General features: G+C 74.1%; 15 protein-coding genes. 9 read left to right on the plus strand and 6 right to left on the minus strand.

The genetic code is table 11. The annotated features are described in order from the left end of the window. Positions 1-170: 170 nt before the first annotated feature. Positions 171-1,109, plus strand: a complete 939-nt coding sequence (locus AB0O40_RS17600; protein ID WP_365041790.1) for an NADP-dependent oxidoreductase — start codon at positions 171-173, stop codon at positions 1,107-1,109. Positions 1,110-1,128: 19 nt separating this feature from the next. On the opposite strand, the gene AB0O40_RS17605 is transcribed toward AB0O40_RS17600, so the two are convergent. From AB0O40_RS17605 to AB0O40_RS17620, 4 genes are all read right to left on the minus strand, one after another. Beyond that, a complete protein-coding gene (locus AB0O40_RS17605; protein ID WP_365041793.1) occupies positions 1,129-1,923 on the minus strand; it encodes a CAP domain-containing protein in 795 nt (264 codons plus the stop codon). 179 nt (positions 1,924-2,102) lie between these two features. Next, a complete protein-coding gene (locus AB0O40_RS17610) occupies positions 2,103-2,645 on the minus strand; it encodes a nitroreductase family protein (protein ID WP_365041796.1) in 543 nt (180 codons plus the stop codon). Beyond that, positions 2,642-3,007 carry a DUF6092 family protein gene (locus tag AB0O40_RS17615; RefSeq protein ID WP_365041799.1) on the minus strand — a complete coding sequence of 122 codons (366 nt, stop codon included), beginning with the start codon at positions 3,005-3,007 and terminating at the stop codon, positions 2,642-2,644. The genes AB0O40_RS17610 and AB0O40_RS17615 overlap by 4 nt, the downstream gene beginning before the upstream one ends. A 74-nt stretch (positions 3,008-3,081) precedes the next feature. Then, positions 3,082-3,522, minus strand: coding sequence for an ATP-binding protein (locus AB0O40_RS17620; RefSeq protein WP_365041802.1), 441 nt, complete (start codon positions 3,520-3,522; stop codon positions 3,082-3,084). A 367-nt stretch (positions 3,523-3,889) separates the two neighbouring features. Here AB0O40_RS17620 and AB0O40_RS17625 point away from each other — a divergent pair, with 367 nt between their 5' ends. The 7 genes from AB0O40_RS17625 to AB0O40_RS17655 all read left to right on the plus strand — a co-directional run bounded on the left by AB0O40_RS17625 (position 3,890) and on the right by AB0O40_RS17655 (position 11,847). Next, the gene (locus AB0O40_RS17625; protein ID WP_365041804.1) at positions 3,890-4,759 is read left to right on the plus strand and encodes a class E sortase; all 870 of its coding nucleotides are present in this window, start codon (positions 3,890-3,892) and stop codon (positions 4,757-4,759) included. Positions 4,760-4,793: 34 nt separating this feature from the next. After that, entirely contained in the window at positions 4,794-5,189 is a 396-nt protein-coding gene (locus tag AB0O40_RS17630; RefSeq protein ID WP_365041807.1) for a hypothetical protein, read from the plus strand. Between the two features lie 175 nt (positions 5,190-5,364). Beyond that, entirely contained in the window at positions 5,365-6,885 is a 1,521-nt protein-coding gene (locus AB0O40_RS17635; protein ID WP_365041810.1) for an oligopeptide:H+ symporter, read from the plus strand. 61 nt (positions 6,886-6,946) lie between these two features. After that, positions 6,947-8,170 (plus strand): MFS transporter, encoded by a 1,224-nt coding sequence (locus AB0O40_RS17640; RefSeq protein ID WP_365041812.1) that lies wholly within the window; start codon positions 6,947-6,949, stop codon positions 8,168-8,170. A 5-nt stretch (positions 8,171-8,175) separates the two neighbouring features. Beyond that, positions 8,176-9,087 (plus strand): putative adhesin, encoded by a 912-nt coding sequence (locus tag AB0O40_RS17645; RefSeq protein ID WP_365041815.1) that lies wholly within the window; start codon positions 8,176-8,178, stop codon positions 9,085-9,087. Positions 9,088-9,109: 22 nt separating this feature from the next. Then, positions 9,110-11,455 (plus strand): hypothetical protein, encoded by a 2,346-nt coding sequence (locus AB0O40_RS17650; RefSeq protein ID WP_365041817.1) that lies wholly within the window; start codon positions 9,110-9,112, stop codon positions 11,453-11,455. A 32-nt stretch (positions 11,456-11,487) separates the two neighbouring features. Beyond that, the gene (locus AB0O40_RS17655) at positions 11,488-11,847 is read left to right on the plus strand and encodes a hypothetical protein (protein WP_365041820.1); all 360 of its coding nucleotides are present in this window, start codon (positions 11,488-11,490) and stop codon (positions 11,845-11,847) included. Between the two features lie 114 nt (positions 11,848-11,961). Here AB0O40_RS17655 and AB0O40_RS17660 read toward each other — a convergent pair whose 3' ends face one another. Next, positions 11,962-12,651: a hypothetical protein gene (locus AB0O40_RS17660; protein WP_365041823.1), complete on the minus strand. Its 690-nt coding sequence runs from the start codon at positions 12,649-12,651 to the stop codon at positions 11,962-11,964. A 251-nt stretch (positions 12,652-12,902) separates the two neighbouring features. Next, complete coding sequence (locus AB0O40_RS17665) at positions 12,903-13,526, minus strand: chorismate mutase (protein WP_365041826.1); 624 nt, start codon at positions 13,524-13,526, stop codon at positions 12,903-12,905. 184 nt (positions 13,527-13,710) lie between these two features. Between AB0O40_RS17665 and AB0O40_RS17670 the strand changes: the two genes are divergently transcribed. Further along, positions 13,711-13,968 carry a hypothetical protein gene (locus AB0O40_RS17670; RefSeq protein ID WP_365041829.1) on the plus strand — a complete coding sequence of 86 codons (258 nt, stop codon included), beginning with the start codon at positions 13,711-13,713 and terminating at the stop codon, positions 13,966-13,968. Positions 13,969-13,989 lie beyond the last annotated feature (21 nt).

The raw sequence follows: 13,989 nt of genomic DNA on the forward strand, positions 1-13,989 counted from the left end.
GTGGACGGCCGTCCACCGCGCGAGGCCGCTCCCGGTCGTCCGGCCCGTCCCGCCCCCCGGTCCCCCGATCGGCTCCACCTCAAGACGGTCCCGTGGACCGATCGTGACGGGCGGCGGGGGTTCCTAGCATGAGCGGCCGTCACGATCCGTACAGAGAGAAGAAGACCACCGTGCGTGCTGCCATCGCAGAGTCCTACGGGAACATCGAGGACGTCGTCAGGGTGTCCGTCGTCGACGAGCCGGTCATCGGGCCCACCGACCTGTACGTGGAGATGCGCGCCGCCAGCGTGAACCCCATCGACTGGCTGATCGTCACCGGGCGCGTGCGGATCCTGTCCGAGACCGCCTTCCCGCTCAGGCTGGGCAGCGACGGCGCCGGTGTGGTGCGCGCGGTCGGCTCCGAGGTCGCCGACTTCGAGGTCGGCGACGAGGTGTACTTCCGGGTGGCCCCCGACCGCCCCGGGACGTTCGCCGAGTTCGTGGCGGTCGACGCCGCACTGGCCGCGCGCAAGCCCGCCTCCGCGACCTTCGTCGACGCCGCCGGGATACCCCTGGTCGCGCTGACGGCCTGGCAGGGCCTGGTCGAGCAGGCAGGGGCGAGTGCCGGGCAGCGGCTGCTCGTCCACGGCGGGGCCGGCGCCGTGGGCGCCGCGGTGGTCCAACTGGCCCGGGACCTGGGCCTGCACGTCACCGCCACGGCCTCCGCACAGGACACGGCCTGGGTCGGCTCGCTGGGAGCGGACCGGGTCCTCGACTACCGCACGCAGGCCTTCGACGCCGGGCCCGACTCCTACGACATCGTGTTCGACACGGTGGGCGGCGAGACCCAGACCAGGTCGTACGCCGTGCTCGCGCACGGCGGGACGCTGGTCTCCACGGTCGCCGCGCCGGCCGCCGACGTGCACGCGCACCTGTACGGCGTACAGGTGAAGCCCTTCCTCATGCGCCCCGACGGCGACCAGCTGGCCCGGATCGCCGACCTCTTCGACGCCGGCGCCCTGCGGTCCCGGATCGACAGCGTCTTCTCCCTGGCGGACGTCGGCGAGGCCCTCGGCCGCAGCGCCTCGGGCCACGCCAAGGGCAAGGTCGTCGTCGTCGTCGCGACGTGAGCGCCGTGCCGGGACGGTGTCAGGCCGGGGTGCCGAAGGCCTGGGTCCACCAGGGGCCGCCGGCCGTGTTGAGGCCGACGCCGATCTCGGTGAAGGCGCAGTTGAGGATGTTCTCGCGGTGGCCGGGGCTCTTCATCCAGGAGTCCATCACCTGGGCCGCGTCCGGCTGGCCCATCGCGATGTTCTCGCCGGTGCGGGACCACTTGTAGCCGGCCGCACTGACGCGTTCCGAGGGCTGCGAGCCGTCCGTGCCCGTGTGGGAGAAGTTCCGGGTGGCGGCCATGCTGTCGCTGTAGGACTGGGCCGCCTTGGTCAGGGCGGGGTCGGTCTTCAGGGCCGGGCACCCGGCGGCCGCGCGCTCGGCGTTGACCAGGCGGACCACTTCCAGGGCCTGGCTGCTCGCGACCGTCCCGCCGGAGGTGGTCGCCGGCGCCTTCCGGGCGGCCGGGGGCCGGCTCGGGGCGGGCGCCGGTTTCTCGCTGCGCGGCGGCGCGGGGGTCTTCGACACCTTGGGGGTGCTGGGCGCCGGGGCCTTGGCGGGCGGCGGGGCCGGCGCGGGGGGCGGCGTCGCGGAGGCGGTGGGGCGGGGGGCCGGCGGCGGTGGGACCGCCACGGCCGGCGTCTCGGCGGCGCCGGCGGACGGCCCGCCCGGGCGGGCCGTGACCTCCCGCTCGCCGCCCGGGCGCAGCAGGTCGGTCCCCGCCACGCAGGCGGCCCCGAGCACCAGGGTGCCCAGACCGGCCACCGCCGCCTTGACGCGCAGCGGCACGGGCGCGCGGGATCCGCGGCGGCGGCCGGTGGCGCGGGGACTCATCGGGGCGGTACCTCAGGACGGGGGACGGTGCGGGGCGGCGGTCGGCGACCGCCGCCTGCTGCGGATCGTAGGCGGCGCGGCAGCGGGGAGACAGGGAATCGGCGGCACGCACAGGAGCCCTTAGGGCGCCCTTCGGGCTCCGGAAACCTCCCTGCGGCCGCCGCCGGGCGCGGGCCCGGTCAGCCCCGCTCCCACCGGACGACGTCGGCCCACCGGGGGCCCTGCCGGCGGCGCATCGGCGGCGGCTGCACGGCGGCGGGGCGGCCGAGGCAGACGATCAGCTCGGGGCTGACCGGCTCGGGGAGGCCGAGCAGCGTGGCGACCGCCGCTCTGCTGAAGGAGGTGACCGGTCCGGCGCCCAGGCCGAGGGCGTGTGCGGCCAGCAGCATGGTCGCGGCGGCGGTGCCCACGTCCACGTACGGCCCCCGGTTGGTCGCCGGGAAGCCGTGGTCGTCCACCCGGGCCCGGTCGATGCAGATCACGATCGCCGCGGTGGGACGCTGCAGCATCCCGGGCGAGACGGCGCGCAGCGCGCGCAGGAGCGGGGGCCGGGTCACCGCGACGTACCGGTGCAGACGGCGGTTGCCGGCGTGCGGGGCGTAGCGGGCGCTGTCGAGGACCTTGTCCAGGTCCTCCGGCGCGACGGGTTGTGCGGTCAGGGCGCGGACCACCCGGCGGGTCCGGATCGCCCGCAGGACCTCGTCGCCGGGGCGGTCGTTCACGTCGCGGCGCCCGTCTCCCAGCGCGTCGCCAGGTGGGTGGCCAGCAGCCGGCACAGCGCGTCGATCCCCGCGACGTAGCCGTCCGGGTCGCCGGCGCGTACGGACGTCACGCCGATCCCCGCCCGGATCCCGTCGAGCAGGGGCCGCAGCCCGGTACCGGCCTGCGGCCCCATCGCCTCCGCCAGCCGGTCGGCCGCAGTGAGCAGCCGCAGCGGGGCGTACTCCGCCGCCTCGTCCAATTGGGTGCGGGCGGACGTGACCAGGTAGGCCAGGAGCTCGACCGCGTCGTCCTCGGAGAGCAGGAGGGGCGTCGGCGTACCGGAGCCGCGGGGCGCCGCCGAAGCGGCGGGGATCGGGTCCACGCCCACCAGCATCCCAGCCGGCCGGCACCCCCGGCATCCGGATCATCCGCGGGCGGGGGCCCGGCCGGCGCGGTTCAGGCGAGCTCGAAGCCGGCGTAGACCGTCTTGCCGCACGCCCCGTCGGCACCGGTCCCGGCCTCGTGCCGGGGGCGGACGCCCCAGTGGTCGGCGAGCGCGGTCACCAGCTGGCAGCCGTAGCCGCCGGTCTCGCCCTTGGCCTCGTCCGCCGGTTCCCGGGGCACCACGTCGGATGCGTCCTCGACCTCCACGAACAGTTCTCCGCCCTGCCACCGCACCCGCACCTCGTCGGCCCCGCCGGCGTGCCGGCAGGCGTTGGTGACCAGTTCGGAGACCACCAGCAGGACGTCGTCGGCCCTGTTGCCGGCCGCCTCGCACCCCGCGCGGCGGCAGTCGTCGAGCACGTCGGCGACCATCCTGCGCGCCGTGCGGACCGCCTGTTCACCGGTCTCCGGGAGAAGGGCGACCGGTGCTTCCTGAGGGGTGAGCTCGCTCATGGTGGTTCGTCCCGACCTGTCCGAGTGGAGGTTATGTGAGAAATGCCTGTTTTGCCGGCTCCTCCATGGCACCCGGGAAGGACCACCCCGGGCATCGGCCATCAGGCCCCACGGGAGGGCGACGCCACTCCTGCCATCGGTGGGCCGGCGCTCCCCCGAACGACCCCCTCCACCGGCTGCGGCGGCGCCCGCACCGCAGGGCCTCCCCCGAGGCCGCCGCCGCGTCCCGCGCGCCCGCACGTGCACCGGACCTGCCCCGACGGCTACCCCGGCGCCGGCTCCGCCGGGCCCGCCGGTGGCGCATCGTGCTGCGTACCCGCCCGGGACCGTCCGGGCCGGGCCGACCCCGACCGCACCAGGAACCGACATGCCGCACCCGCCGTCCTCCAGGGCCCGCCGCCCGGCCCGCCCCACCGGCCGCCGCGCGGCGCCCCGCCGGCAGCGGCCGGAGCCGGAGGTCCTCGGTCCGCGCCGGCAGGCCCGTCGGGCCGCCGCGAACCGTCCCCACCAGGCCGGCCGCCGCGGCGCCCGCCGAAACGGCCCCGGTGGCGGCCGCCGCACCCGCCCCCGCCGGGGCGCCTCGCCGGCGGGGAAGATCGGCATCCTCCTGTGCGTCCTGGGCCTGCTCCTCGGCCTCTACACCGCGTACTCGGTCTGGGGGACGGACTACTTCGCGAACCGGGCCGCCCAGAGCGCGTCCGAAGGGGTGCGCAAGGACTGGCAGGAGCAGCGTTCGACCGGGACCGCCCGGCGCAAACCGCTCCCGGGGGAGTCCATCGGCTTCCTGTACGCCCCCCGCATGAGCACGTCGCCGATCCTGATCGAGCCCGGGACCGCCAAGAGCGTCCTGGACAAGGGCGTGGCGGGGGCGTACAAGAACGCCGCGATGCCCTGGGACAAGACCGGCAACTTCGCACTGGCCGCCCACCGCGACGGCCACGGGGCGAAGTTCCACAACATGGACAAGCTGCGGCGGGGCGACGTGGTGGCGGTCGAGACGCGCGACACCTGGTACGTCTACAAGCTCGACAAGACGCTGCCCAAGACGTCCATCAACAACACCGGCATCATCGAGCCGGTCCCCAAGGGCTCCGGGTACACCAAGCCCGGCCGCTACATCACCCTGACCACCTGCACCCCGAAGTACACCTCGGACTACCGCATGGCCGTGTGGGGCACGCTGGTGCGCACCGTGCCGGTGGACGCCGCCGGCACGCTCCCCGCGGAGCTGCGGTGACTTCCCCTGCGACCCGCCCGAGGAGCGAGCTGCGATGACGACGAACACGAGGATCGACCTGGCCGTGGGCCAGGCCCGGGCCGCCGAACTGGTCGGGCTGTACCGGGACCGGCTGACGGAGCAGGACCGGCTCCCGGCCGACCGGGCGCTGCGCCTGGCGTGCCAGGCGTACGCCGACGGCTACGTGTACGTCACCGCCGCGCCGGGTCAGGTCTGGGAGCGGAAGGAGAAGCAGGGCACAGGAGCGGACCTGCTGCTGCTCCTCTCCTTCGACCAGGCCTGGGAGGGGCGCGCGGCCCTGTGCGAGTTCGAGGACGGCGAGCACGAGGAGCTGCTCCTGGAAGAGCTGCGCGAGCGCTACGCCCTCCGCTGCTGGCCCGCCGCCGACGCGGACGGCGCGCCGTCCTGGCCCTGCTCCGGCGAGCACTGACGCACCCGGTGGGCGGGTTTCTCCCCCGGCCGGTCCCATGACCGGGGGATCGGCCCGTCGGCACCGGCCTCCCAGACTTGAGGGACCGGCCTCACGGGCCGGTCCCTACCCCGTGACCTGCCCCTTCGGGCAGAACGCGCGGGGCCAGGCGCCACTGCGGCCCCCAGGAGTCACGATGTCCTCCACCCTGACGCGCCCCCCGGCTGCGCCCTCGCCCCTGGGCTCGGGTTTCCGGGGGCACCCACGGGGCCTGGCCACCCTCTTCATGACGGAGATGTGGGAGCGGTTCAGCTACTACGGCATGCGGGCCCTGCTCGTCTTCTACCTGATCTCCGGCGGTCCCGACGGTCTCAAGGCACACCTGCCGGGCGGCGGCCTGGGCATGACCCTGGCCACCGCGACCGCCGTCTACTCGGTCTACCTCGCCGTCGTGTACCTGATGACGATGCCCGGCGGCTGGTTCGCCGACCGGATGTGGGGCGCGCGCAGGACCGTCGCGGTGGGCGGCCTCGTGGTCATCGCCGGGCACTTCGTCCTGGCCGCGCCCGGCATCACCCCCTTCCTGATCGGCCTGGCCCTGGTGGCCATCGGATCGGGTCTGATCAAGGCCAACATCTCCGCCATGGTCGGGCACCTCTACAACCCCGACGACCCCCGCCGCGACGGCGGCTTCACCCTCTTCTACGTCGGCATCAACGTCGGCGGACTGATCGCCCCCTTCGTCATCGGCACGGTGGGCGAGACGGTCAGCTGGTCGCTGGCCTTCGTCCTGTCCGGCGTGGGCATGGCCTTCGGCCTGGTCCAGTACCTGCGCGGCACCCGGCACCTCGCCGAGGCCAGCGACCACGTGCCGCACCCCCTGAGCACGTCCGAGCGGCGCACCCTGACGCGGCGCACCCTGGCCGTGCTCGCCGTCGTGGTGGCCTTCTACGGCGTGGTCGCCGCCACCGGCCACTACACGCTCACCTGGGCGCTGCTCCCGCTGACGCTGATCGGGCTGGCCGTGCCCGTGACGGTCCTGGTGCGGATCAGGCGGGACCGCAGCCTGACCGCCGACGAACAGCGCAAGATGCGTGGCTACACCTGGCTCTTCGCCGCCGCGGCCGTGTTCTGGATGATCTACGACCAGGCGGGCTCCACGCTGCTGGACTTCGCCAAGACCAGTGCGGCGGCGACCATCGGCTCCTTCACCGTCCCGGGGTCGTGGTACCAGTCCCTCAACCCGATCTTCATCGTCATCCTCGCGCCGCTGTTCGTGTGGCTGTGGCTGCACCTGGCGCGGCACCGCCGGGCCGCCTCCAACGCCGGCAAGTTCGGTGCCGGCCTGCTCCTGATCGGCGTCTCGTTCCTCGTCTTCCTGATCCCCATGGCGCTGTCCTCCGGTGGAGCGCGGGTCAGCCCCCTGTGGCTCGTGGTGATCTTCCTGGTGCAGACCCTCGGTGAACTGGCCCTGTCCCCCGTCGGGCTGTCGGCCACCACCCGGCTGGCACCGCGGAAGTACTGCAGCCAGATGCTCGGCGTGTGGTTCCTGGCCATCACCGCGGGCGACTCCGTCACCGCCCTGCTGTCCATGGCGCACGTGAACCTGGACGCCGCGCCCGCGGTGGCCATCGAGGGCGCCGTGGCCACCCTGGCCGGCCTGGCCGTCTACCTGTCCCGCCGCGCCATCAGCCGGCTGATGGGCTCGGCGGCGTGATCCGCCGCCCCGCCCCGCACCGCACCCCTGCTCCCCCGTGCACTCCGAAAGGCCTCGCAGGATGACCCCCGACCTCCGGCTCGCCCGCGCCCGCCACGCGACGATGACCACGTTCGGCCTGGTGGGAGCCATCAGCGCGGTGTGGGTGGTGCGGATCCCCGCGCTGCGGGACAAGTTCTCGCTGACCGAACTCCAGGTGGGGCTGGAAGTCCTCGCCTGGGGCCTGGGGGCACTCGTGGCGATGCAGGCCGCCGGCCGGCTCGTCACCCGTCAGGGCAGCCACCGCGTCCTGCGGTGGACCGTGCCCGCCGCCGTGGCCGGCCTGCTGCTGCTGGCCTTCGCCCCCGGTTACCCCTGGCTGCTCGCGGGCGGCCTCCTCTTCGGCGGCCTCTTCGGGCTGGTGGACGTCGCCGCCAACGCCCAGGCCTCCCGTCTGGAGCGGGTCGGCGGCAAGCCCCTGATGGGCCGGATGCACGCCGGCTGGAGCCTGGGGGCGGTGATCGGCGGGCTGCTGGGCGCCGGACTCGCCGCCGCCGGCCTGGGCTTCACCGCGTCGGTGGCGACGGCGGCCCTCGTGGCCCTCGCGCCGGCCGGATACACGATGTCCCGTTTCCTGCCCGACACCGCACCCGGTGCGGCCACGGGAACGGCCCGGCCCCCGAGGCTGCCGCGGATCGTCCTGCTGCTGGGTGCGGTGATGTTCTGCGCCTTCCTCGCCGAGGGGGCGGTCGCCGACTGGAGCGGCCTGCACCTGCACGACGGGCTGGGCGCCTCGGAAGCGGTCGCCGCCCTGGGCTACCCCGCCTTCGAACTGGCCATGCTCGCCGGCCGGCTGGTGTGCGACCGGGTCACCCAGCGCTGCGGGGCCCGCCTGCTGCTGACCGGGGCGGGCCTGGCCGGGGCGGCCGGCTTCGCCGTCTTCGTGATCACCCCGTCCGCCCCGGTGGCGATCGCGGGACTGGTCCTGGTCGGCGCGGCGGTGTGCGTCGTGGTGCCGCTGACCTTCTCACTGGCCGGTCTGGTGGGCGGGGAGCGGTCGGTGGCCGCGATCGCCCGGGCCGGCCTCTTCGGCTACTGCGGACTCCTGCTGGGGCCCGTCGCCATCGGCCTGGTCGCGGAGCACTCCTCCCTGCGGGCCGGCTTCCTCTGCCTCGTCCCCGTCTGCCTCCTGGTCACGGCAGGTGCCTGGGCCCTTCCGGACCTGCGGGTCACCGGTCACGCGGCGGCCACCGCCACCACGACCGCTACCGACCCGACCGACCGCCCGCTCCCCGCTGAAAGGTGACTCCGATGCCCGACCTGTACCTGATGGCCCACGGATCAGCCGCCTCCTCGGACACGAAGGCCCTCGTCCCCCCGGAGCGGGGCCTGCTGACGTACGCACCACCGGGCGACGCCCTGACGACCGCCGGGATCCGGCTGGTCGTCTCGGGTGCGGCCGACGCACCCGGACCGCGGCTCCACACGGGCGCCGTCGTACCGAACACCCAGCTGTTCCCGGTGACCGGTACCGAACTGGCGACCGTCCAGGCGGAGTTCGACCCGGAGCGGGGTGAGCTCGCCACCGTGCCGCAGCCGATGTGGCTGTGCGCGAGCCCGACGCTGTGCACCGCCGCCCGGCACGTGTGCGCCGGGGTGCTCGGCCCCGCCTTCGACGCCTACGACCGGATCCACGTCCTGGCCTGCCGCGGCGGCGCCGCGCCCGACGACGCCGTCACCGAGTCCCTGGCCGGCGAGACGGACGCCTTCCTCGCGGGCACCTATCCGCAGACCCGCGCGCAGTGGGGCCGCCTCGACCAGGTGCACCGGTCGCGCTACCTGGCGTTCGAGGGGGTCGCCCTCTGGTACCAGGTCCACAGCTGCCACCTGCGCGCGGCGGGGGACCCGGGCGAGTTCCACCAGCTGCACGAGTTCGAGACGGTCCTGCCCAGGGCGTCCCGCGCCGTGCTCGACGCCTGCGCCGACGGCGACGAGTGGCCCTGGGCCGCCGAGTTCATGGCGCAGGTACGGGCCGAGGAGGAGGCGCTGACCCTCCTCGAACGGGACTTCTCCCCGACCGCCTGGGCCGGCCTCAGCGAGGCCGGCCAACTGCGCGCCCTGGCGGTCTACCGGTCCTGGGGCACCCACTACCTCGACTCCGTCGAGGACTCCGTCGCCGCGGCCGGGCTCCTCGCACCGGGCCGTCTCACCCACCCCCGCTGACGCCTTTTGCCAGGACAGGACCATGGAGCACAATCCCTTCACCTACGAGAACCACCAGTTCCTCATGCGGATGGACCCTCCGTCGATCGTGGGGCTCGCGACCTACGCGTCCGCCGACCAGCGGTACTGGCCGCTCTTCCAGCTCTGTCTGGAATGGCACCTCAAGAACACCGGCACCCTCACCCCGGACAAGCAGCAGGAGTTCCTGCTGCTGCTCGGCGAACACACCACGTTCACGGTCCAGTACGAGACGTCGCTCAAGACGCTGACGGATTCCGTCCTGTGCAACAACAGCGACGGCTACCGGCAGTTCCTCGACGCCTTCTACTACGAGGCGAACACGTACGTGGACATGGGGAAGGAGCAGAAGCTGGCGGAAGAGCGCCGGCGGCATGCCGAGAAGGAAATGATCAGGCGGGTGGAGGACGCCGCCCGGAAGGACGCGCAGCGCAACCTGGCCGTGCGCCTGGCGGCGCAGGAGAAGCAGGACAAGGAGCGGTCCAAGAGCCTGGCCCCCGGCGAGCTGTCCGCCTACTGGCTCAAGAGGCTCAGGGAGCTGGGAGCCACCGACGACCAGCAGCGCGTCCTCGCCGACCTGCTCAAGGTCCCGACCCGCGCGCAGGTCGTGCTCCACATCATCAAGATGCAGCCGGCCATGACCGGGGCTGAGTTCTTCGCCATGCTCAAGCAGCCCTCCAGCGCACTCACCGGCTGGCAGGTCCAGTGCAAGAAGCTGGCGAAGGACCAGGGGGACTTCACAGCGATCAGCAAGGCGCTCGCCGAGCCCGAGGTCATGCTCCTGGTCCGTCACATGGCGGGGGCGGTCAAGCACCTCCCGGACATCTCCGCCGGCATTCCGCCCCGGGCACCCCGGGGGGAGGCCCCCGCACGGCCCGCCGCCCCCGGCAGGAGCCGCCCCGCGCTGTACACCAGCGAGCGGCACGACCTGTCGTCCTACCCGATGCAGAACGGCTTCGCCGGCTTCTGGAGGGCCTGGCAGGAAGGGCAGGGCGACTACCTGGCGAGCTTCCTGGACTACTGGCTGCGCGGCGCCACCGGGATGTTCGCGCAGGCGGGCTTCACCGGGGACGAACTTGGGATCGCGGCGTACCGGGCCGCCTCCGAGCGGCGGACCAGGCCGGCCGGTGAACGCATCCTGGCCCTCCTGCACGAGGACGGGACCCCGCTGGCCGCGCTCCCGGACGCCGCGACGGTGCAGGACTCGTTCGAAGCGACGTACGACACCTGGCGCGCCGTCCTCGTGGAGCGGAACCAGGAGCGGATGAAGAAGGAGGGGTACCGGCTCGGGGAGCATGCGGCCGAGGTGATCGCGAAGGGCCGCAACCGCCAGTACACGATGTACCAGAAGGCGATGTGGGAGGCGATCGACGGCGGCCTGCCCCGCGTCGTCGCCGGGCTCAAGAAGGGCTGGCCCGCCCTCAAGGACGTTCCGCTCAAGCCGTTCCTCCCGGTCGACCACTGCCCCGACGAGGAGTCCGGCCGCAAGTACAACGAGTTCGCCGTGAAGCACCAGCTGGAGTACCTGGACAAGGTGGACATGCGCCTGCGGTCGGCCCAGGAGGCGGTGCTGAGGTCGCCTTCGGGGAAGGGAGCGCTCGACCAGGTGACCGAACAGCTGCTCCAGGACAACCTGGACCTGCCCGGACGGACCACGTACGCCGTCAAGTCGGTTCCCTCGCTCCTGTCGAAGATGCTCGGGGACGCCGGCGAAGCCCGCTTCGCGAACCTGATCGCCCCGTACGGCAAGCTGGCCGGCAACGCCCGCGACTCCATGCGCTGCACCCTCACCGTCGAGACCCCCGCGATGCTCGCCACCGCCGTGAACGAGCTGGTCGACCACCTCCTCGACGTCGGCTGGAAGTGCGTGCAGTTCAAGAACTGCATCGTCGATCCCCTGAGCGGCGGGTACCGGGGCGTCAATTCGCAGTGGTCCAGGATCTTCGGGGAAGACGAGACAGACGCCCTGTTCACCCCCGCCGAGCAGACCGCGCTGGGCGGCAGGGAGGCGATCGTCAACCGGAAGATCTACTTCGAGCTGCAGTTCCACACCCCCGACTCCTTCTTCGCCAAGGACGCCGCGACCCACCACGCCTACGAGCAGCACCGCACCCTGACCCGCCAGCTCTCGGCCCTCACCCGCGAGCTCTCGGAGCTCGAGGAAGCCGGGGCTGCCGAGACCGAGCGTCTGACGGAACTGCAGCGGCGGGTCGAGGTGTCGACCACCGCCATCAAGGCGCTGAACGTCTCCCTGATGGAGCTGACCCTCCCCAGGGAGGTCGGAGAGAAGATCCGTTCGATTCCCGGGGCCGCAGTCGACACGTCCTTCTTCACCGGGATCGAGCGGTAGGGCCCTGTCCCGCACAGAGAAAGCAGATCGTCATGGCCGAACGACCGACCTCCCCCACCACCACCGAGGACGACACCCCCGAGGCGTTCTACGCCGTGGCCGCCGCACTCCGGGAGAAGCAGCACACCAAGGCCGCCGCCGCGCACGCCGCCACCGGCGCCCTCCTCGCGATCGCGGCCGCCCGGGACCCCGAGACCGGCGACGTGCGGTGCGAGGACGCCGGGGCGGTGGAGGCCACCAGGCAGCTGGACCTCCACGACGCCTGGCCGGTGTTCACCGAACTCCTGAAGAAGTTCACCGACGGGGCGCCCGTGGCCGACGACGAGAAGGTGGCGTGGATCGGGACGCTGGAGCAGGACCTCGTGGCAGGGGGCGCCGCCCAGACCGGCTGACCGAGGGAGCCCCGGGCGGGTCCGGTGCACTGCGCCGGACCGCCCCGAGCCCTACTCCGGACCCGCCAGCGCGGCGGCCGCGGCCGCCGGCCCGATGTACCGTACGACGCGTCGCTACGGCGCGCAGACCGCCAGCGCCGTGAAGGTCACGGGGGTCGGGCTCGCCGCGACGGTGACCGTCCAGCCGTTGGCGTCGTCCCGTTCCGAGGAACGCACCGTGCCCACTCCCGACTCGAACCGGTAGCCCCCGCCGGTGACCGTGCTGCCCGGCGGGCAGGTGGCGGTGGAGACGGAGTCGCCCTCCGTGTTCGTCGCCGTCGCACCGAGGAGGGGGCCGACCTCGTGGGTGGACACCGGCCCCGCGGGGCCGGGAACACCCTGCGGCCCCTGGGGGCCGACGGGCCCGGGCGCGCCCTGGGGTCCCGGGACACCGGGCAGGCCCTGCTGGCCGGGCGGACCGGGCAGCCCCTGCGGGCCGGACGGACCGGCCTGGCCGGCCGGCCCCTGGGGCCCGGCGGGACCCTGCGGGCCGGGCGGTCCCTGGGGTCCGGGAGGGCCGGCCTGGCCGCAGTGCTTGCCGCCCGGCTCGCCGGCCTGCCAGACGCCGCCGGAATCGCACCCGCCGCCCCCGGCCGTCACCGACGGCACCGACGGCACCGACGGCACCGGGTCGCCGGTACGGGCCAGGGCCGCCGCGGGACAGGCCGCGCCGAGCAGCAGGGCGGCCGAAGCCAACGCCCCCGCCACGCCCCAGGACGCCGGCCGCCTCCGCACGGCTGTGACGAGTTCGCGTGAAGCGGGCATGGGTGCGGCCTCCGTCGTTCGGTCCGGGCACGGATCAGGGGGGATCCATTGCCCGCCGCAGCGCCCGGCTCACGCCGGAACCGGGCACCCGCCCAGATGGACCACACACCTCACCCGCCGGCAGGCACGTCCGTCCGTCCGCAGGGGGCCGGAGGCCGGGTGGGCGGTCCCTCCCCAGGGCCCCGGGCGGTCGACGGGCCGGCGTGCCACCGCCTCGGACGGTTGGGGTCCCCGGCGGTGCGGACGGCAGGTCAGGAGCGGGGGGCCGGGCAGAGGTGGGCGAGGGCCCGGTCGAGGCCCTCGCGGTGGACGGCGTCCAGCCCGAGGTCGGCGGCCGTCTGCGTCTTCGCCCGGTCCAGGGCCGCACCGCACCCGGGGTCGCCCAGCAGGGGCTCCGCGCGCCGGATGGCCACCAGCAGGTCGCCGTCGATGCGGTCGAGCACCGGGCGCACCTGCGTGGTGAGGTCGGGCCGGCTGGTGGGCCGGAGGGCCGGGGCGCCCTTCCACTCGGCGTACAGGGCGCGCTGGACGGTCTTGTTCGCCGCGATCTGGTCCTCGAAGACCCGACGGACGGTGTCCGCCGGGATGCCCAGCTTCGCGCCCTGCGCGGTCGCGCCGTCGATGACGGTCTTCTCCCGGGCCGGGTCGTCGATGGGCTGGGAGGTCCCCCACTTCGCCGCGGCCACCGTGTCCGCGGTCATCATCCGCCGGCCGGCGAGCCCCACGAGCGTTCCCAGGGCGCTTTGGGCCCTCGCGGTCCCGGTCGGTGACGGGCCCCCGCCGGCCCCGTCCGAGGAGGCGCACGCCGTGAGGGCGACGGCTCCCACGGTCAGGAGGACGAGCAGGGCGATCATGTGCCTGACGGTGCTGGTCATGGTCCCCACGGTCCGCCCGGGACCCCTGCGGCGTGCTCCCCCGATCGGACCCTGCGGCGGGTGGTGGACCCGGACCCCGCTCCCGTGCCGGGGGTCCTCCCCCGGCTGGAGGGGTCCCCCGTCCTCCCCAAGCCGGGCTGATCGGCCCAGTCGGCGGCCGCATCACCGCCCGTACAGTCCCGATATGGACGACAGGTCTCCCCTCGACGCGGCCGACCAGGCCGAATTCTCCCTGCTCTGGCTCGACCACGCCCACGCCCACGAGGACTGCGTGGAGAAGGGCCGGGCCCTGCTGAGCATCGCCCAGTGCATGGCGGAGATGGGTGATCCCCAGACCGCGGCCGAGCTGCGGACCCTGGCGGCACGCCACTGCGGTCACGCCCCGGGAGCACGGGGCGGCCTGCACGTCCCGCGCCAGACGCGCGGTCCGCATCCGTGCTGACCTCGCCCGCCGACCGGCCCG

The organism is Streptomyces sp. NPDC089919 (genome assembly GCF_040684615.1).
Classification (GTDB): Bacteria; Actinomycetota; Actinomycetes; order Streptomycetales; family Streptomycetaceae; genus Streptomyces.